General features: G+C 64.1%; 16 protein-coding genes and 2 tRNA genes. 11 read left to right on the forward strand and 7 right to left on the reverse strand.

All coding sequences use genetic code 11. From position 1 onward, the window contains the following. Positions 1-62 precede the first annotated feature (62 nt). From ACX80G_RS12075 to ACX80G_RS12085, 3 genes are read right to left on the reverse strand one after another with little or no spacing between them, the layout of a single operon-like run. Positions 63-902 carry a lysophospholipid acyltransferase family protein gene (locus tag ACX80G_RS12075; RefSeq protein ID WP_459307917.1) on the reverse strand — a complete coding sequence of 280 codons (840 nt, stop codon included), beginning with the start codon at positions 900-902 and terminating at the stop codon, positions 63-65. Continuing rightward, complete coding sequence (locus ACX80G_RS12080; protein ID WP_459307885.1) at positions 902-1,729, reverse strand: DUF1295 domain-containing protein; 828 nt, start codon at positions 1,727-1,729, stop codon at positions 902-904. The genes ACX80G_RS12075 and ACX80G_RS12080 overlap by 1 nt, the downstream gene beginning before the upstream one ends. Positions 1,730-1,762: 33 nt before the next feature. Continuing rightward, entirely contained in the window at positions 1,763-2,515 is a 753-nt protein-coding gene (locus ACX80G_RS12085) for an alpha/beta hydrolase (protein WP_459307886.1), read from the reverse strand. Between the two features lie 159 nt (positions 2,516-2,674). Here ACX80G_RS12085 and ACX80G_RS12090 point away from each other — a divergent pair, with 159 nt between their 5' ends. The 6 genes from ACX80G_RS12090 to ACX80G_RS12115 all read left to right on the forward strand — a co-directional run bounded on the left by ACX80G_RS12090 (position 2,675) and on the right by ACX80G_RS12115 (position 10,314). Beyond that, a complete protein-coding gene (locus ACX80G_RS12090) occupies positions 2,675-4,039 on the forward strand; it encodes a YibE/F family protein (RefSeq protein WP_459307887.1) in 1,365 nt (454 codons plus the stop codon). A gap of 74 nt (positions 4,040-4,113) precedes the next feature. Further along, on the forward strand, positions 4,114-5,295 hold the full coding sequence (dusB, locus tag ACX80G_RS12095; RefSeq protein WP_459307888.1) for a tRNA dihydrouridine synthase DusB: 1,182 nt from the start codon (positions 4,114-4,116) through the stop codon (positions 5,293-5,295). Then, positions 5,279-6,586 carry a deoxyguanosinetriphosphate triphosphohydrolase gene (locus ACX80G_RS12100; RefSeq protein WP_459307889.1) on the forward strand — a complete coding sequence of 436 codons (1,308 nt, stop codon included), beginning with the start codon at positions 5,279-5,281 and terminating at the stop codon, positions 6,584-6,586. Before dusB ends, ACX80G_RS12100 begins: the two co-directional genes overlap by 17 nt. Positions 6,587-6,683: 97 nt before the next feature. Beyond that, positions 6,684-8,630 carry a DNA primase gene (gene dnaG, locus ACX80G_RS12105; protein ID WP_459307890.1) on the forward strand — a complete coding sequence of 649 codons (1,947 nt, stop codon included), beginning with the start codon at positions 6,684-6,686 and terminating at the stop codon, positions 8,628-8,630. A gap of 55 nt (positions 8,631-8,685) precedes the next feature. Beyond that, a tRNA-Asn gene (locus ACX80G_RS12110) sits at positions 8,686-8,761 on the forward strand. Positions 8,762-8,844: 83 nt separating this feature from the next. Next, a complete protein-coding gene (locus ACX80G_RS12115) occupies positions 8,845-10,314 on the forward strand; it encodes an SDR family oxidoreductase (protein ID WP_459307891.1) in 1,470 nt (489 codons plus the stop codon). Between the two features lie 30 nt (positions 10,315-10,344). Here the strand turns inward: ACX80G_RS12115 and ACX80G_RS12120 are convergent, their stop codons facing one another. Then, on the reverse strand, positions 10,345-11,565 hold the full coding sequence (locus tag ACX80G_RS12120; protein WP_459307892.1) for a multidrug effflux MFS transporter: 1,221 nt from the start codon (positions 11,563-11,565) through the stop codon (positions 10,345-10,347). A gap of 309 nt (positions 11,566-11,874) precedes the next feature. Here ACX80G_RS12120 and ACX80G_RS12125 point away from each other — a divergent pair, with 309 nt between their 5' ends. The 5 genes from ACX80G_RS12125 (at position 11,875) to ACX80G_RS12145 (ending at position 15,791) form a co-directional block, all read left to right on the forward strand. Continuing rightward, positions 11,875-12,681 (forward strand): phage holin family protein, encoded by an 807-nt coding sequence (locus ACX80G_RS12125; RefSeq protein ID WP_459307893.1) that lies wholly within the window; start codon positions 11,875-11,877, stop codon positions 12,679-12,681. 75 nt (positions 12,682-12,756) lie between these two features. Beyond that, entirely contained in the window at positions 12,757-13,401 is a 645-nt protein-coding gene (locus ACX80G_RS12130) for a CDP-alcohol phosphatidyltransferase family protein (protein WP_459307894.1), read from the forward strand. A 33-nt stretch (positions 13,402-13,434) separates the two neighbouring features. Beyond that, on the forward strand, positions 13,435-14,328 hold the full coding sequence (locus tag ACX80G_RS12135; RefSeq protein WP_459307895.1) for a DMT family transporter: 894 nt from the start codon (positions 13,435-13,437) through the stop codon (positions 14,326-14,328). Positions 14,329-14,385: 57 nt separating this feature from the next. Further along, positions 14,386-15,582: a glycosyltransferase gene (locus ACX80G_RS12140; RefSeq protein WP_459307896.1), complete on the forward strand. Its 1,197-nt coding sequence runs from the start codon at positions 14,386-14,388 to the stop codon at positions 15,580-15,582. 135 nt (positions 15,583-15,717) lie between these two features. Beyond that, a tRNA-Ile gene (locus ACX80G_RS12145) sits at positions 15,718-15,791 on the forward strand. Positions 15,792-15,881: 90 nt separating this feature from the next. Here ACX80G_RS12145 and ACX80G_RS12150 read toward each other — a convergent pair. From ACX80G_RS12150 to merA, 3 genes are all read right to left on the reverse strand, one after another. Beyond that, complete coding sequence (locus ACX80G_RS12150) at positions 15,882-16,769, reverse strand: tyrosine-type recombinase/integrase (RefSeq protein WP_459307897.1); 888 nt, start codon at positions 16,767-16,769, stop codon at positions 15,882-15,884. 456 nt (positions 16,770-17,225) lie between these two features. Then, positions 17,226-18,401 (reverse strand): MFS transporter, encoded by a 1,176-nt coding sequence (locus tag ACX80G_RS12155; protein ID WP_459307898.1) that lies wholly within the window; start codon positions 18,399-18,401, stop codon positions 17,226-17,228. 51 nt (positions 18,402-18,452) lie between these two features. Then, positions 18,453-19,841 (reverse strand): mercury(II) reductase, encoded by a 1,389-nt coding sequence (gene merA / locus ACX80G_RS12160; RefSeq protein ID WP_459307899.1) that lies wholly within the window; start codon positions 19,839-19,841, stop codon positions 18,453-18,455. Positions 19,842-19,867: the final 26 nt, after the last annotated feature.

Here is a 19,867-nt window from a genome sequence, read left to right on the forward strand (position 1 = left end):
ATCGGGGGGGGAGTGAAGCGTGCAGTCCGTGCCTGCCCGGCTACTGTCCGTGCCTGGCCCGGCTACTGCCGCTGGTACCGGCCCGTTGCTGCGTCGTGGGCGTCCGCAGCGATGCGTTCCTCCTCGGTCATCGCGCCACCACCGAGGTGGGCGGGCTGCCACCAGGCATCAGCCTCGGGTACCAGCGGGAAGTCGGCGATGCCCCGGTCAATGCCGTCCTGGAGTTCGGCCCGCAGTTGCTCGGTCTCATGGACGACGTCGGCATCCGCTCCATGCCAGATCGGCTCACTGACGTGGACCCGGACCGGCGCCCGGAAGACCGTCGCGAGGGACAGCTTGTGGCCCCGGCTCATGAGACGGTGTGACCCCCACACCGACACGGGGATGATCGGCACTCCAGCCTCCGCCGCCAGACGGACGGCACCCGTTTTCAGTTCCCGGACGGTGTAGCTGCGGCTGACACCGGCCTCGGGCAGGATCGCCACGTACTCGCCGGCCTGCAGCTTCTCCAGCGCACGCTGATAGGCGGCACCCCCGGCGCTACGGTCGACGATCACGTGGCCCGCAGCCCGGATTGCTGGCCCGGCAAACCAATGCGACCCGGCGCCCTTGGTGATGAGGAACCGCATCTGGGCGCGCGTGTGGTGCCAGAGCACCAGCTCCGCGAACGCGAAGTCCAGATACCCGAAGTGGGTGATCGCGACGACGGCGCCCTCGCCCGGCACGGGGCGCCGGGACTGCCCGTTCCGGGGTCCGGGAGGCAGCAGGTTCTCCTGGCCGGTGACGATCACCCGGATGCGAAACACCAATCGCAGCGCCTGGCCGGTGCGGACGATCATGCGGTAGAAACGATCGTTGGGGCGGGGCTGCCAGCCGCCAATTTTCTGAGTGAGCCGACTCATCATGATGCACCTCGTCCGGGTTTGGGTGGGAGCGGAAAGAAGCCGCTGGTGTTCTCGATGTACTCCCGGTAGCCGGGCCGCGTGCTGAGGCGCTTCTCGGTCAGCGGCTTCCCGGTTTTGTTGGACAGGGTCCAGAACATCAGGGCGGGGGAGAGGATGGTGAGGACACCCGGCCAGGAATCCGCTGCCACCAGGAACAGGCCCACCCAGACGGCGGCGTCACCGAAATAGTTGGGATGGCGGGTATAGCGCCACAAGCCGCGGTCCATCACGGTGCCCTTATTGGCCGGATCATTCCGGAACGCCGCCATCTGGTAGTCGCCGACCGTCTCAAAGAAGAAGCCAACCAACCAGATGAAGGCTCCCACCCAGGCCAGCCAGCCGAGCGGGCCCGTCGCGTACATCGCCACCTGGATGGGGAGGGACACAAAGAGCATCACCACCCCCTGCGTCAGGTAAATTTTCCGCAGCGCAAACATATTTCGAGAGCCGGGCGCCTCGCCGAGCATATCCTCGTAGCGCGGGTCTTCGGCTCCGTCACGGGCCCGCCACCCGATGAAGCCCGCAAGTCGCAGCCCCCACGCAGCGGTAAGAACCAGCATCAGCCAGCGGCGGGCGTCGTCGCCCCCTGACTCTCCCGAAGTCTCGGCGGAGGTGACGAAGGTGACCGCAGCGATCACCACAAAACCAAGCCCCCACGCCGTATCGATGACGGAATGGCGCTTCTGGACCTGCGCGAGGGCGAAGGTGGCAGCGAGGAGCACGACGACGCCTAGCGCCGCCCAGCCGAAGCCCTCAACAAAGCGAAGAAACGGAAAATCAGGCATCGCGCACCTTTGATGGTTAGTTAAAGCCGGTTGTTAGACGGTGATGGACAGGGGTTGATCACTGGCCAGCAGTTCCCGGGCGGGCAGGGTGCCGTCGGGATCCACCGCGGCTCCCGTGTCCGCCGCGAAGGACTGGAGCACAAACGAGGCGGTGAGTTCATGCCAGAGGCTGGCCTTCTTGACCATGAAGTGTCCGGCGTTCGTGACGGTGACATAGTGCAGTTCGGTGGCCAGCACGCGGGCACGGTGGGCATAGCGCAGCGATTGCCGGTGCGAGGTCCAGCGGTCCGAATCGCCATGCAGGATCAGGACACGCCGACCGGTCACTGGCTCTGCGGGGGTGGTCTCGCTCAGCCACGGCGCGAGGGAGACCACAGCACGGACCTGGGAATCGTCGGCGACGCAGAGCGCAACGAGCCCGCCCATTGAATGGCCGACCAGGTAGATAGGGACGCCGGGATGGCGTTCCCCGATTGCTGCCAGGGCCCAGCGGGCATCGTGGAGCGGCGACATTTCCTGACCGTTCCAGCCGCGCACCCGGTTGCGCAGTGACCACACTTCAAGGCCGTGGCTGGCGCCGCGGCGGTGGATCAGCGCGGCGAAGGGGACCATCCGCGCCGGGCTGAGGTGACGTGCGCGCACCGGTTCGAAGCTATTGGCGCGGCCGCCATGAAGTACCAGTACCACCCCCCGGACCGGTCCCGACGCTCCCCGGACGGAGATCTCCGGCGCATGCGCGACCGTCCCGGCGGGAACCTCGTCCGATTCACTGAACCGCTCTTTCATCTGCTCTTTTCCGCCTACTGCGTTGTCTCCGATAAACCGTGGTTATAGCTTATGTCCCGAGGAGGGCGCGGCCCGACCCCGCGTAGGGTCCGCCCCCGTAGAATTCCGTACAGCGCCGAACCGGTGCGGAGGAACCGACCAAGGACAGCTGGGAATCTCGTGGGCCACAGCCACACTCATCACACAGTCAATTCGGAGCCGAGCGCAGCGACGATTGGCGCTCGGCAACGGGCCAACCTTTTGCTCGCCGCTATCCTGGTCCCGGTAGGAATCCTGACGGTCATCGGCATGATCCTGCTCTGGCCCAGCGGCGACCGCAGCAGTGTCACCATTGCCAACCCGTATGCCACGGCCGATGGGGTGTCCATTGAGGTGGGGCAGGTGGAACGGGTGTCGCTTGAGGACTGTCCCTCGTCCCAGCCCACCGTCGACGCCGGCGGCGAAGCGCTCCAGTGCCAGGTGGCATACACCGTGCCCGACGCCGGTGGCGCGCCGATCCCCGTGGAGGTCACCCCCGAACTGGCGCGTGCCGGCGCCGTCGAGGTGGGGGCCAAGATCCGCTACCTCAATCTCGACGGCGTCATCCAGGGCGGCAGCGCACCGTATATTTTCATTGACTTTGTCAGGACCGTGCCGATGATGTGGCTCGCCGTTCTTTACGCGGTGGTGGTGGTCGCCGTCGCGCGCTGGCGTGGACTACGCGCGATGATCGGCCTGGTCGGTGCCCTGGTGGTGCTGGCCCAGTTCATCCTGCCGGGCCTGGTGGAGGGCAAGCCGCCGTTGTTGCTGGCCCTGGTGGGATCGGTGGTGATCATGATCGGGGTGCTTTATTTTGCCCACGGATTCTCCGCCCGCACCTCAACAGCGCTGCTCGGCACCCTTTTCGGCCTGTCGATCACGGCGCTGCTGGCCGCCTGGGCCACCGAGTCCATCTACCTGTTCGGGGTGGGCGACGAAAACGCGTACGTGCTGGTCAACGCCTCGGGGGAGGTATCGATCTCCGGGATCATCATGTGCGGCCTGATCATTTCCGGGCTGGGCGTCCTCAATGACGTGACCATCACCCAGTCGTCGGCTGTCTGGGAGCTGTACGAACTGGCTCCCAACACCTCGGCCCGCCGGTTGTTCACCGGGGCCATGCGGATCGGGCGGGACCACATTGCGTCCACGGTCTACACGATCGCCTTCGCCTACGCCGGCGCTGCGCTGCCGTTACTGATCCTGGTCTCCCTGTACGACCGGACAGTGCTGGAGAACCTCACAAGCGGCGAGCTGGCCGAGGAAGTGGTGCGCACCCTGGTGGGTTCGATCGGCCTGGTGCTCGCCATCCCCGCCACCACCCTGATCGCCGTCCTCGTGGTCAAGTCGGTGGGCCTCCGCCCGCAGGCAGCGCCCGACGACGGCGTCCCGACTCCCGGAGTCCTGACCGCCGAAAGTGCCGCGCCCCGGCCGCCGGCTGAACTGGTCGCTGTCGCCCTGACCCGCCGGGCCCGCCGGGACGACGCAGACCGCAGCGACGGCTAACCACCCGCCGGGGGAGAACACGCCGCAAACCTGTTGCCCCTTCCCGATTTGCCTCAGCTTGCGACAATGGACAGGTGACTGTTGTATCGACCCTGCCCGCCGACACGCGCCTTGACCTGCCACCACTGCAGCTCGGCGGAATCACCGTCAAAACACCGGTGGTCCTCGCGCCGATGGCCGGCATTACCAACACCGCGTTCCGCCGCCTCTGCCGCGAATACGGTGGCGGCCTGTACGTCTCGGAGATGGTGACCTCCCGCGCGTTGGTCGAACGAAACCCCGAGTCCCTGCGGATCATCTCGCACGACGACGACGAAGCGGTCCGCTCGGTGCAGCTCTACGGCGTCGACCCGGTCACTGTGGGTGCCGCCATCAGGATTCTCGTCGAAGAGGACCACGCTGACCACATTGACCTCAATTTCGGCTGCCCTGTCCCGAAAGTCACCCGCAAGGGCGGCGGCGCGGCGCTGCCCTGGAAACTCGACCTGTTTACCGGAATCGTGCAGACCGCCGTCCGGGAAGCGTCGAAGGGCGGGATTCCCCTCACCATCAAAATGCGCAAGGGGATCGACGAGGATCACCTGACCTTCCGCGAAGCCGGGAAGATCGCCCGGGACAGCGGCGTCGCAGCCGTCGCCTTGCACGGGCGCACCGCTTCACAGTTCTACTCGGGCAAAGCCGACTGGAACGCGATCGCTGAACTCCGCGAAGCCTTGCCCGACATTCCGGTCCTGGGCAACGGCGACATCTGGTCGGCGGAGGACGCCATCAGGATGGTGCGCGAGACAGGCGTCGACGGCGTCGTCATCGGCCGCGGTTGCCAGGGCAGGCCGTGGCTGTTCGGTGACCTGATGAACGCGTTCGAGGGAGACAGCACCAGGCACCAGCCCGGCCTCGGCCAGGTGGCTGCGACCGTGTACCGCCACGCCGAGCTGTTGGTGGATACCTTCGGCAACGAGATGATGGCGCTGCGGGACATCCGCAAGCACATGGCCTGGTACTTCAAGGGTTACGTGGTGGGCGGGGAGTTGCGCGCCAAACTTGCCGCCGTCCCCACCCTTGAGGTGCTGCGTGAGCTGCTGGCCGAGCTCGACGCCGACTCCCCGTACCCGGGGGTCGACGCGGAAGGCCCGCGCGGCCGTGCCGGCAGCCCCAAGAAGACCTCCCTACCGCAGGACTGGCTGAACTCACGAGCCCTCAACGATGCACAGCAGGCGGACATCTCCGCCGCGGAAGTGGATGTCTCAGGTGGCTGAATCTCCCATGAGCTTCCCACATGCGCCGGTGACCGCCGGGTACACCGACGCCGACAGGCAGCGGTGGGTCGACGAACCCGCGAAGAGCACCCATCGGTCCCATTTTGAGCGCGACCGTGCCCGGGTACTGCACTCCTCCGCGCTCCGGCGCCTCGGAGCCAAAACCCAGGTGGTGGCCCCGGACACCGACGACTTCGTCCGGACCCGCCTCACCCACAGCCTTGAGGTCGCCCAGGTGGGCCGCGAACTGGGGCGTGCGCTCGGCTGCGATCCGGACATTGTCGACGCCGCCTGCCTGGCCCACGATCTCGGCCATCCGCCCTTCGGCCATAACGGCGAATCAACGCTGAACGATCTGGCGCATTCGGTCGGCGGTTTTGAAGGCAACGCCCAGACCCTACGCCTGCTGACCAGGTTGGAACCGAAGGTGATCCGCGGCGACGGCACCCCGGCCGGCCTGAACCTTACCCGGGCGAGCCTTGACGCCGCCTCGAAGTATCCGTGGACCGCGACCAACGCGCCGGTGCGTCACGGGCAGCGAACCTCCAAGTTCGGCGCCTACGAGGACGACCTGCCGGTCTTCGAGTGGCTCCGCGAGGGCGCCCCTGCCAGCCAATCCTGCCTGGAAGCCCAGGTGATGGACCTCGCCGACGACATTTCCTACTCCGTTCACGACGTGGAAGACGCCATCGTCGCCGGCCACTTCCAGCTCAAACAGCTCGATAGCTCCGACCAGCGCGCCCGGGTGGTCGGCTACACCCAGCAGTGGTATCTGCCGGACAGCGACCCCGCAGCGGTGGAAGCGGCCCTCGCCCGCCTCGAGGCGACCGATATCTGGGTGCGCGGCGCCGACGGCAGCAGGCGGTCCATGGCCGCCCTGAAGAACATGACCAGCCAGCTGATCGGCCGGTTCTGCCTCAGCGCGCTCGCCGCCACCCGCGCCCGCTACGGCCACGACCCGCTCACCCGGTACCACGCGGAAATGGTGGTGCCCGAGGACACTGAACTGGAAATCGCCGTCATGAAGGGCCTGGCCACCACCTTTGTGATGACCACCGAGCGGCGCCAGCCCGTCTACGAACGCCAGCGGGAGGTACTCAGCTCGCTGGTCGCCCAGATGGCAGCGGCGGGAGACAGGTTCCTCGAACCCACCTTCGCCGGGGACTGGAAAGACGCGCCCGACGACGACGCCCGGCTGCGGGTTATCATCGACCAGGTCGCCTCCCTTACCGATGCCTCGGCCCTGGCCCTGCACCGACGGGCGGTCGGGCCGGTCCCGTCCCTCTGGTAGCTGGTAGCTGGTAGCCGGCCGTCCCGCGTGGGGCACTTCTCCTGCACAAGGGGTCCCGGCGGAACCTCAGGGCAGCGGCGCCGCATAGACTGTTTTCATGGCCGGACTCATCAAGCGCGAAGACATCGATGAGGTACGCCAACGCACTGACATCAAGGAAATCGTCGACGGGTACGTCACGCTGAAATCCGCTGGCGTGGGCTCCTACAAGGGGCTGTGCCCGTTCCACGACGAGCGCTCGCCGTCGTTCCACGTCCGTCCGCAGCTGGGCTCCTACCATTGCTTCGGCTGCGGCGAGGGTGGGGACGTGATCTCGTTTGTCCAGAAAATGGACCACACCTCGTTTTCCGAGACGGTCGAGAAACTTGCTTCAAGGATCGGCTTCGAGCTCAGGTATGAAGACGGCGGGACTGGCCCACGCCGGGAGGACATCGGCAAACGCCAACGCATGCTCGACGCGCACAAGATCGCCGCCGAGTTCTATCGCGATCAGCTCCTCACCCAGGGTGCCGCCGCGGGCCGCCGGTTCCTGCAGGAGCGCGGCTTCGACCGGGGCGCCGCCGAACTGTTCGGGGTGGGCTACGCCCCGCAAGGTTGGGACGGCCTCCTGACCCACCTCACCGGCAAGGGTTTCACCCAGGACGAACTCAAGCTCACAGGCATGTTCAGCGTCTCCTCCAATAACGCCCAGCGGATCTACGACCGGTTCCGTGGCCGGCTGATCTGGCCAATCCGTGACATTACCGGCGACACCGTCGGGTTCGGGGCGCGGAAGCTATACGAGGAAGACCAGGGACCCAAGTACCTTAACACCCCCGAAACCTCCCTGTACCGCAAATCCCAGGTCCTGTACGGCATCGACCTGGCCAAACGGGAGATCGCCAAATCGCGTCAGCTGGTAGTGGTCGAGGGCTACACCGACGTAATGGCCTGCCACCTCGCCGGGGTGGGCACCGCCGTCGCCACCTGCGGCACCGCTTTCGGGGCCGACCACATCAAGATTGCGCGCCGGCTTCTGTCCGACGACGGGTCCGGCGGGGAAGTGGTCTTTACCTTCGACGGCGATGCCGCCGGCCAGAAGGCGGCCCTGCGTGCCTTCGAGGAGGACCAGCGGTTCGTGGCGCAGACCTACGTCGCCGTAGAGCCCAGCGGCGCCGACCCGTGCGAGCTACGCCAGGCCAAGGGCGACGATGCCGTCCGCGGCCTGATCTCGTCCCGCAGGCCACTGTTCGAGTTTGCCATCAAGGCATCCTTCGGCAACTACGACCTCACCACCGGCGAAGGGCAGGTCAACGCGCTCCGGCATGCCGCGCCGATCGTCGCCCGCATCCGCGACGTGTCACTACGGTCCATCTACACCCGCGAGCTGTCTCGCTGGCTGGGCATGCAGTTCGTCGGCGAGGATCAGGTGGCCCGGGCGGTGTCCACTGCTGCCCGGAAGGGCACCGGGGTGAGCGGTGGCCAGGGAGCCGGATCGGGTATCGGATCCCGCGAGCACGATGCGTCGTCGTTTTCCTCCTCCGGCGCGGCATCACCCGCTGGATCGGAGCACGGCGGCGAGGTGCAGCAGTTTCCGCGGCCGGACCCCAAGGACCCGATCGGCAGGATGGAGCGCGAAGTCCTTGAGGTGGTCCTGCAATACCCGAACCTGCTGGAGCCGGTGCACTGGGAACGTTTTACCGAGTCGGAATTCTCGGAGCGCGTCTACGGCGTGTTGAAGGACGCTGTACAGGCGGCCGGTGCCGCCGGGGTGGATCCGGCCCAGTGGGTGGAACGGGTCCGCCAGGAGGTCCCTGAGGTGTTGCGGGGGCTGGTGACCGAATTGGCTGTCACGCCGCTGCCGTCGAAAGCCGAGGACGCCCTCGCCCTCTACTGCCGGGACATCCTGAACCGGCTCTACGAGCTGCGCATCACCCGGCTCAAGGCCGAGATGCAGGGTCGGCTGCAGCGGGTCGATGCCGCCGCCGACCCCGAGCAATACGTGCAGTTACAACGGGATCTTCTGGAACTGGAAATGCGCCGTCGGCAGTTGCGCTCGGACTAGTTGCCGGCCAATTTCACTTCCCCGCTCTTGGTATGTAAAGTTGGATTTGCTGCTTTCCTCCGTAGCTCAATTGGCAGAGCATTCGACTGTTAATCGAAGGGTTACTGGTTCAAGTCCAGTCGGAGGAGCCACCAAACCCCTTCCCATCAGCTTCGTACTGGCGGGAAGGGGTTTTTTGTCCCTCGGATGCCGGGGTAAAGCGTAGGCTGAGGAAATGGAACAAGACAGCAAACTGATCTTAGTCACCGGTGCGACCGGATACATTGGCGGCCGGCTGGTGTCCCGCCTCGTCGCTGAGGGTCACACAGTGCGTGTGCTGGTGCGGTCGCCGCAGAAGCTCAAGGACGTCCCCTGGGCGTCGTCGGTGGAGGTAGTGAAGGGCGACCTCGAGGACGAGGCATCTCTCACCGAAGCCTGCGCAGGGGTGGACACGTTGTATTACCTCGTCCACTCGATGGGTACCGGCAAAGGCTTCGAAACCAAGGAATCGAAGATCGCGTCGATGGTGTCGAAGGCAGCCACCACCGCCAGAGTGACGCGGATGGTCTATCTAGGCGGCCTGCACCCGGAAAATGTAAAGCTGTCCACCCATATGCGCTCCCGCGAGGAAGTGGGAAGGATTCTCCTGGAATCCGGAACTCCGACCATCGCCTATCAGGCCGGTGTGGTTATCGGGTCCGGGTCGGCGTCGTTCGAGATGATCAGGCATCTCTCCGATGTGCTCCCGGTGATGCCGGCACCGAAGTGGGTCCTGAACCGGATTGAGCCGATCGCCGTCCGGGACGTGCTCCACTACCTGATTGGCGCACTCACCCTGCCGACCGACCTGAACCGGACCTTCGACATCGGCTCACGGAATGTGCTGTCCTACGCCGAGATGATGAACCAGTACGCCGTCGGGGCCGGACTGCCGCGCCGCAAGATCCTCGCCCTGCCGGTGCTGACGCCCCGGCTCGCCGGCCACTGGGTCAACCTCGTCACACCCATCCCACGGGTGATGGCGATGCCACTGATCGAGTCGCTGCAGCACGACGCGATCACCGCGGAACACGACATTGATGGTTATCTGCCAGTGCCCGACGGCGGGCTCACCAACTACCGCACAGCAGTCGACCTTGCGCTGGGCAAGGAACGCGGGGGAGAGGTGGAAACCAGCTGGGCGGGAGCCTCACGCGTTGACACGGCAGCCGATCCGCTGCCCACCGACCCCGAATGGGCCGGACACACCGTGTTCACCGATCTGCAGGTCTACCAATCCAAGGCCACCCCCGAGCGGCTGTGGAAGGTTATTGAGGGCATCGGCGGGGACAACGGCTGGTACTCGCTGCCGGTTGCGTGGGCCGCCCGCGGCTGGATGGACAAACTGGCTGGCGGGGTAGGGCTCCGACGGGGACGGCGCCACGCCGACCAACTGCTGACCGGCGATCCGCTGGACTTCTGGCGGGTTGAGGAAATTGTCAGAGGCGAACGGCTCCGGCTGCGCGCCGAGATGAAACTTCCGGGTCGCGCCTGGCTCGAAATGTCGGTGAGCCCCGACGGCGCTGGCAGCGAGTACACCCAGCGTGCAGTGTTCTTCCCCAAGGGTCTCGCCGGGCGGCTGTACTGGCTGGGAGTGCTCCCGTTCCACGGAATCATCTTCAAGTCGATGGCCCGCAACATCTCCAGCAAGGCCGAACGGAACTGAGTACCGCCCCCAGCTGGGCCGCCGTGCTGGCTAGCGCAGGGGCGGGACGGTCCGTGGCCTGACCACGGTCCACAAGAAAACTACTCCGGCGCCGATGCAGGCGGCCATCACGCCGCCCATGGTGGTCGCGGAGACGCCCAACAGGCCGACCACGGGAGAGATCGCCCCGGCCAGGCCAAACGTGACAGCCCCCAGTAGCGACGCCGCGGTGCCCGCCTGGGCACCGTGGTTGGTCAGTGCGAGCACCTGCACGCAGGGGAAGGTGAACCCAGCCGACATAATGTAGAACCAGAGCGGCACAATGATCCCCCACAGCCCGAGTCCCAGTTGCGCGAAGAGGACAATGAGCAGGGACATCAGCAGCATCGACGCAGTGGAGAAGACCATCACCCACTGAGGGCCGATCCGGCGCAGTACTCGCGAGCTGATCTGCACGCCCGCCACAATGCCCAACGAATTCACGGCGAACAGCAGCCCGTACTGCTGTTCGCTGAAGTCGTAGGTGCCCTGGAACAGGAACGGTGACGCCGAGAGGTAGGAGAACAGTCCGGAGAAGTTCATGCCACCCACCAGCAGCACGCCGATGAAGATCCGGTCGGTGAGGACCGCCCGGTACCGTTGCAGGGCGGTGGCGCCGGAGGTTCCCCGCCGCTCCGCGGGGAGCGTCTCCACAAGGAACACCGATACGGCAATGATGACGAGCAACCCGTAGGCGGCAAGGAACCAGAAGATGCCCGGCCACGGCATGACGAGCAGCAGCTGCGATCCGATGACTGGCGCGAAAATCGGGGCCAGCCCATTGACCAAAGCCATATAGGACAGCATCCTGACCAGCGGATACCCGCTGAACAGGTCGCGCAGCATCGCCATTGCGACGACGCCACCGCCGGCCGCCCCAACGCCCTGGAGCACGCGGAAGACCATCAGCGTGGTGATGTCGGTCGCCATCGCGGCACCCAGCGATGCGAGGATATGGACGCTTGTCGCGAGAATCAGGGGGACTCTGCGGCCCACCTTGTCGCTGAGCGGACCGACAATCAACTGTCCGACGGCAAACCCGACGATAGTGCCGGTGAGCGTTAGCTGCACAGCTGCCTCGGTCACCCCGAGATCGCTCTGTAGTGATGGGAACGCCGGGAGGTATAGATCGATAGTGAACGGACCGAGTGCGGTGAGGGAGCCGAGGATCACCACGTAGATCAGCTTCTGACGCCGGGACAGTGAAGCGCCGGGGTGAATTACTGTGCTCAACTGGTGCCTATCCGACCAAGGTTTTTCCCTGTGTCACGGGGCCCCTGAGGCCTCAAAGAATGGATAAATGACTACTGGTGCCTGGCGCGCTGAATCTCATCCGGGATTGGGGGAGGGACAACGCACCACGCTGCCGTCGAGATCCATCTTAGGCGGCTTCGCCAACCGGCGGGCGATAAGTGTGCTTGCTATTGAAGTAGGCTTTACACAGAATCGGCATTAGCCACTCAATGGTAATTTTAGAAAAACATTAACGCAGCTTGCAGGTCCGCTCACGCGGCTTGTTAGACGAGGGATGGAGGCAGGGCTATGGACAGCTCCGCTAGCACACGTGGCACAAGGACTTCCAGCAAGCCATCAGTCCTCGGACTGGTCAAGCTTCTAGCCAGGCTCACGCCTCGCCAGTTCGGCGACGAGTTCTCGATGGCACTCGAGCAGATGAAGCAGAAGGGCATCAAGGCGGGCATCGCTGCCGCATTCCTTGTTGTCGCGGTTGTCTTCCTCGCCTTTCTCGCTGTTGCATTGATCGTCGCCGCGATTCTCGGCTTGGCTACCATCATGGACGGCTGGCTGGCAGCGCTGCTGGTGGCGGTTCTGTTCCTGATCGTCATTGCCATCACGGCGCTGATCGGTGTTTCCAGGTTCAAGAAAACCCTCCCGCTGCTGCCCGAGGATGCGATTCGTGGCATTCGCTACGACATCGGCGTCCTGCGTGAAGGCCGAAGCTTTGATCCAGCGACCCTCGATGTCAAAAAGCCCAAGGAAGAAAAGCCCGACGACAAGCCGGAGGATTCCAAGCCCAAGGAGCCGACGCCGTCGTACGGCGAATTGCGCAGTCGGTCCGGGTCGCGTCGGGACCACCTGGCGGATCTGCGCGACGATCTGGGGCGCGGACTCGACGTCAAGTCACGTTGGAACCACGCCAAGGCCTCGACCAAGACCAGTGCCAACCGGCTCGCCGAGCAGGCACGGTCAATCATCCCGGAGCGCAGCCCCGCCGGACCGCGGGAACACGTGCACAATGTCACTCTGGCCGACCGGTGGAAGCCGCTCTCAGTGGTAGCCGGCTCGGTAGCGGCGATTGTTGTCATGGTGAAGAAACTGGTCTCACGCTAGGAAACGCCCCGACTCGATCGGACCCGACGTCCGGGCGATTCCGCCCTGCCTGCATAATGGTGGGGGGAGGGGAAAATGATCAGACTGATTGGGGCCGGTGCCAGACCGGGACACGAGAACGACGAACTGGCGACCTTCTGGACCCTGCCCAACATCATCACGGTCATCAGGTTCCTCGGGGTCCCGCTATTCGTTTACCTGATCGTCGCCAACGAGGACGCCCTCGCGGTCCTCACCCTCGTCGTCCTCGGTTCCACCGACTGGATTGATGGATATATTGCCCGGCGGTTCAACCAGGTGTCGTCGGTCGGCAAGTGGCTCGATCCCATTGCAGACCGCACCGCGCTGATCGTCATTGCAGTGGTTTTTGTGGTGGATGGCATCGCACCAGCCTGGTTGGTCTGGACTATCGTCATCCCGGACACGATCCTCATCCTTAACGCGCTGATCCTGTTCCGCGGACCGTTGCACCTTCCTGTCACCAACGTGGGGAAAATCCGCACGGCGCTGCTACTCACCGGGTCGCCAATGCTCCTGCTGCACCGCGTGCCCGGATTCGACCTGCAGTGGCTGCTCGTCACAGCGAATATTCTCCTTATCCTGGGCTGTATCGGTCACCTGATAGCGTTCTACGGGTATTTCACCGCAGCCCATCGGAAGTTCCGTTCGGACGGCAGATCCCGCGGATCTGCCCAGCCCGGGGCTGTTGATGCAGGCTAACTGCCTTCGCTCCCGTTGCGCGAAGGGCGGCGCATGGTCTGGCTAGCGATCTTGCTGGCTCTGGTCGGTGCCTGTTTCCTTGCCGTGGGAGCCCAGCGCCAAGGCAGCGCGGTGCGGTCCAACACCGGCGGCCTCTCACTAAACTCGAAGGGCTTCGTCCGGCTGCTGCGCAACCCGCGGTGGGTGCTCGGGCTGATCCTGCTGGTGGTCGGCATGGCGCTGAACGTCGTCGCGCTCAGCATGGCAAGCCTCACCGTGGTGCAACCGATCGGTGCGATCGCTTTGGTGATCACTACCGTCGTGAACTCCAAGGATCAGGGCATCCGGATCAACCGGGCCACCGTCGTCGCGATCGCTGCGTGCGTCAGCGGCAGCGCCTTGTTCGTGTTGCTGGCGGTCAACGTTACCCGTGAGAACCACGCGGTGCTTCCGGAACAGGAACTGGTCACAGTCCTGCTGCTGGCGGCCGCAGTTGCCCTGTTCGGATCCCTGGCGGTGCTTTTCCGGCGCCGGCTCAGCGCCTTCGCCTACATTCTGGGTGCTGGAGTGCTGTTCGGCTTCGTTGCAGTGCTGACGAAGATTATCGCCACCCACCTGTTGGACCCCAATGGGCGGTTTCTCCTGAATGTTCCGCTTTATACGCTGGTGGCGATTACCGTGGCAGCGGCTCTCGGCTCCTGGTTTGTGCAGAGTGCCTACGCGACCGGTCCGCCGGACCTGGTGATCGCCGGCCTGACGGTCATTGATCCGATAGTGGGGATCGCGGTGGGCATTGTGATCCTGGGGGAGCTGGAATCCGACGTGAAATCGGTGATCGCCATTGCCATGGGAATGGCAGCGTTGGTTGCTATTGTGGGGGTCATTGCGCTGTCCCGCCATCACCCCGATGTAGTGCAGCGTCAAAAAGATGTACGACGTCGGCGCTAGCTGAGACCCAGTCTGTCCAGCAGCCGCATCCGCCAGTAACCCACAGAGGAATCCACCGTGAGCCACCCGGCCGATAAATTGCCGTTGACCATCCTGATAGCCGCGGAAACCTACCCGCCCAACATCAATGGGGCGGCCCAGTTCGGCTACCGGCTGGCCAAGGGAATGCACTCTCGCGGGCACAATGTCCACGTCCTGGCGCCAGGCACGCAGAACGGCAAGAGCTTCACCGAGGCCGACGGCGAGTGGCCTGTGTACCGGTTGAAGTCCCACGGTGTCCCTACCCATGACTACTGGCGAATTTGTCTGCCGTGGGAGATTAAACGGGACATCAGCATGCTCTTTGACCGGGTGCAGCCCGATGTGGTGCACATTCAGTGCCACTACATGGTGGGCGAGTATACCCTCTATGAGGCGGTGAAGCGTGGCATCCGCGTGGTGGCCACCAACCACTTCATGCCCGAGAACCTGAACCCGTTCCTGCCTTTCCCCGAGTGGTTCAAGAAAATTGTTGCGAAGAATTCCTGGCGTGACATGGGCAAAGTCATGGGTAAGGCGGCCGTGGTCACCACGCCCACTCCGCTGGCCGCGAAGGCGATGCATGAGCATGCGTTCCTGCGGAAGGTGCTGCCGCTGTCCAACGGTATCGATTCCTCCGCCTACGAACTGCAACCCGGTGAAGCACTTGAGCCCGAGAACCACCCCACTGTGCTCTTCGTCGGACGCCTCGCCGAGGAAAAGCATGTTGATGTCCTGATTGACGCTGTCGCCAAAACCTCTCCAGCGCTCAACGTCCATCTCGAGATTGTGGGCGGTGGCGAGGTGAAGGCGGCACTCCAGGCACAGGTTACCCGGTTGGGTCTGGATGGGCGGGTGGTGTTCCGCGGGATGATCACCGATGAGGAGCTCCGGCGGACCTATCTGAGGGCAGCGCTGTTCTGCCAACCAGGGACCGCCGAGCTGCAATCCCTGGTGACCCTTGAGGCAATGTCGGCTTCCACCCCGGTGCTGCTCGCCAACGCGATGGCGCTGCCCCACCTGGTGGACCATGGCGTCAACGGGTACCTGTTCACGCCGCACGACAGCACAGAGCTGGCGGACCGGATCACTCAGCTGCTGAGCCTTCCTGCTGCTGATCTTGACCGGATGGGAAAAGCAAGCCGATCCATGGTGGACGTGCATTCTCTCACCGCTACCCTCGCCACGTTCGAGGGTCTTTACTACGGCGACTCGCGGGACTCCGAAGCTGTGTAGGCGGGTCGTCTGGCGGGGCTTCCCGCCCCTCAAATATCGGCAGCCGGGCGATGATGGAAGGACGTCTGAGGAGTGGCGTCTTCGGAATAACCTGGGTGTCGTTAGAATAAGCAGTGCGCTTCGGCGTCATGGTGCGGGGCTGTAGCTCAGCTGGTTAGAGCAGCGGACTCATAATCCGTTTGTCCTGGGTTCAAGCCCCAGCAGCCCTACGACAAAGAGCCCCTGGCCTGTGGAAACGCGGATCAGGGGCTCTTTGCTTTGGGCGTCTGAGGTAGGCATCCACCGGAAACCCACCGAATTCAATCCAGACGCTGACCAAACGCTTCGAGCAGAACGGTGTTGTCAGGCGCCACATGGGTCTTCTGCACGTAGTGCTTCCGGGTGACGTTCTCGCTGGAATGGCCAAGCTGTGCTGATGCCGACGCCATGCCTGAGGAGGCCTCCAGCATGGTTCCCACAGTCTTCCGAAAGGTGTGGGGGGTAACCCACTGGAACCCGAGCTCGTCCCGCGCAACGCGCCATTGCTTACGGAAGTTGTTCGGATCCCGGAGAGAACCGACCGCGGATGGGAAGACGACGTCCCAGGGGTTGGCCTCGAGGCGGCCCAGTTGCCGCTTCAGAAGCATTTCCACCGCGAAAGGGGGAAGTGAGTACCTTTGCCGGGAATTGGTGCTCTTCGGGTGGTCCTGGATGGTCAGGCCTTGTCCCGGCATATAGACGATGGTCCCGTTGACGGTGACCGTCGGCCGCTCTACCTTCAGGTCAATGTCCTGCCAGCGAATCGCTAAAGCCTCGCCGATGCGGGCACCGGTGGCCAGCATGAGGTCGACGACGTCGAGCAAGTCGACGGTGGGGTAGGGGCCTGCCTGCGTCCTGTTGGCTTCCCATTGTCGAAGGCCGGCACGGAGCGCTCCGACCTCGGGTACTGTCAGCGCCCGGACCTCCTTATGGTTCGTCGGGATCGTGGCGACGTCGCGGAGCGGATTACCGTCCAGGGCGCCGTGGCGGGCTGCGAGGCCCAGCATGCCTGACAGGACGGTTCTGCAAAGCTTCGCCGTGGCGTTGCCGTGCTTGGTCCTCATGGTCTTCAGGAAACGGTCCAGGGTGGAAACGTCATTCTTTGACCTAGCTGTAGCCCGCACCTCGACTTTCCGGGTAACGCCGTCGAAGTCACGAAACCTGGCCATGGAGTGGGCCTAGGCATAACGGCCGCCGTTTTTAGGGAGGGTGTCTGGCGGAGGGGTATGCGAGACCACTAACCTGACCTGAACCTGCCGACAGGGTGCCATCTATGGTTCCAGTCTTGTCGACAACCAGGACTCAAAGTCCTGGCGGCCGATGCGCAGATGCTCACCGATCCGATGAGCTTTCGGTCTGACGTGTTTCACCCGCCGTTGATAGAACGTCTGTTCGGGGATCTGGGGTTGGGTGCAGATCTAAGTAGCGCGCTCGCACCGGCGCAAGGAGGCCCTGGTCGTTGCCGCGAAGTCATGCCGCCGAGTCTACTGGCGTCCATGGACTGGGAACACCGCCGGCAGCACGTACCGGGAGCGATGCCGACACGCAGAAGAATCTCTCATGACTATCGCGCCAGAACGCCGCGACGGACCGTCGTTCCCCTTTCAAGGAACTGAAACACTCTGTCAATCGGTCGCGGGTGCGTTTCTGAGTCCATGCCAGCCGGTCCAGGCGGCGGCCAGGAGGAGGACGCCGCCGAGGTAGAAGACGGCTCTGATGCCGAAAAGGTCGGCGGCGATGCCGCCGAGCAGTAGTGAAATGAGGCGCCCGGATTGCCAGAGCATGTCGAAGGTCGCGAAGATACGCCCACGCAGTTTTTCGGGTATTTCTGCCTGCAGAAGTGAGTTGAAGGTGACGGCTCCAGTGGAGGTCCCCAGCCCGTAGACAATGAGGGCGGCCATGGCGGAATACAGACCGGTGATCGTCGCGAGGGCAGCGTCGACCAGGCCGCGCAGGACAAACGGCCCCAGCACAAACCTTGCGCGGCGAGGGTTGTTAGTGATTCTGGTGAGGACGAGGGGACCGAGTGCGGCGCCCACGCCGATGGCTCCGATGAGCAGACCGAAGCTGGCTTCGTCGAGGCGGAGGTGGTCCTGTGCCAGGACCACGAGGAGTGCGCCGCTCGCTCCGGCTGAAAGGGCGGCGAGAAACTGGGTGGCCGCCAGTGCGCGCAGCAGTCGGTGTCCGGCAAGTTCGGAGAGGCCTTCACGGGCGTCCCGGTACCAGGAGGATCGATGGTTGCGTACTGGTTGTGCCGACACTTTCAGGCGTAACAGGGCTGCGGCCGAGGCGAGGTAGCTTGCGGCGTTGATCCAGAACGCCCAGTCGTAGCCGAAGACTGCGACCACCAGCCCGGCCAGCGGTGCGAGCACGACCTGGGAGATGACGGCGGCGGTCCAGAGTCCGCTGTTCGCAGCCACCAGGTCCCGTTCCATGACGATGGAGGGTAAGACTGATTGCGCTGCCGGGTTGAAGAACACGGCCGCGGCCGAGAGGCCGACAGCGATGAGGTAGACGTTGAAGACGTTGCCATCCACGAAGGGCAGGGCGAAGGCGAGCCCGGCCCGGATGAGGTCCGCAGCGATCATGACTTTCACGCGTGGCAGTCGGTCCACCAGTGCCCCGGCTAAGGGAGCCAAAATCAGGACCGGGATGATTTCGGCGATGACCACCCCAGAGACTCCGAGGCCGGAACCGGTGAGTGAGTAGACCAACAGAACCAGGGCGACCGTGTTGAACGCATCCCCCCACTGGGAAATGGTCCGGGCGGTCCACAGCCGTCGGTATTGCTGTTGCCGCATGAGAGTGGCTAAGGAAGTCGGTTTATCCATGAGAGCAGTCCTCATGCCTCGTTAGGCGCAGCACGAGGTGGGCATTTCGTTGTGGAATAGTCCGGCGACGAGGCGGAGGCTTTCGGACATGGTCAGGTATGGCGCCCAGGTGTCGGCGATGTGCCGGGTTGTCATGCCGGCCTGGATAGCGTAAGTGGCGGCCAACATTATTTCTCCTACCCCGTCGCCGGCCGCACTGAGTCCGAGAATTTGGCCAGTGTTGGCACTGGCGACCATTTTGATGGCACCGTTGGTGTCATGGTTGACCAGCGCCCGGGGTAGATCTTTGAAGCCCAGTACGCGGCATTCACATTGGTATCCGCTGGCGATGGCTTCCGCTTCGGTAAGGCCCGCTGTGGCCAACTGTGGTTGGGTGAAGATGACCGCGGGAAGTCCGGTGTAATCCACCCGTGCCGGTTCAGTCTCCTTAACGTTTTGGAGTGCGTTGTGTGCTGCGGCCTTTCCGGCTGCGGCGGCAACGTAGACGTACTGCGGTCCTCCGGTTACATCGCCCGCGGCGAAGACACGCGGGTTGCTGGTCCGCTGCTGGTCATCGACCGTTATAAACCCCCGTTCGTCGGTGGCGACACCCGCGGCGTCGAGATTCAGTCCGTCCGTTCGCGCGGCCCGGCCTGTGGCGATCAACAGTTTCTCTGCCGGGAGCGCGCGGCCGGAGCTGGTGCTGACGGTGATGCCTTTGTTTGCGGCGGAGACGGACACCGCATGTTCCTCGACAATACTTATCCCCGCATCAGTCAATGCGGCACGGAGGATAGTCGCCATTTCAGGTTCGGCGGCCGGGGCGATTCGCCCGATGATGGTCACCGTTGACCCCAACTGCGCGAACAGCTGGCCCTGCTCCAGGCCCACGTAGCCACCGCCAATGACGATCAGTGATTGGGGAAGGCTGGTTAGTTCCATAGCACTGGTGGAGGTGAGGTATTCCACTTCATCGAGTCCGGTCATTTCCGGTAGGACGGGTCGGGCTCCCGTCGCGACAATAAACGATCGCGCGGACAAGGGCACGCCATCAACTGCCAGAGTCGCTTCGTCGATGAAGGAAGCTTCACCGGCACGGATTTCGAATCCGTAGGCAGCGGCCACATCGGCGTACTTCGCACCACGTAGGTGCTCAATCAGTTTATCCTTTTGCGTTATCAAAGATTTCAGGTTGATAGGGTCGGCGGAGGTCGGCGCTCCGGGGAAGGGGTTGTTCATCGCCGTATGACGCATTCCGGCTGCGGCCAGCAGGGTCTTTGAGGGAACGCACCCCACGTTCACGCATGTTCCTCCCAACACCCCGCGCTCAACGAGCACTACCGTCTTCCCGGACTGCCGCGCTGTGATCGCTGCAGCCATGGCCGCACCACCGGAACCCACTACAGCTAGATCGAAATCGTGCTCAACCATGATCATCTATCTCCTCCTGCAACCGG

The organism is Arthrobacter glycogeni, from assembly GCF_054510815.1.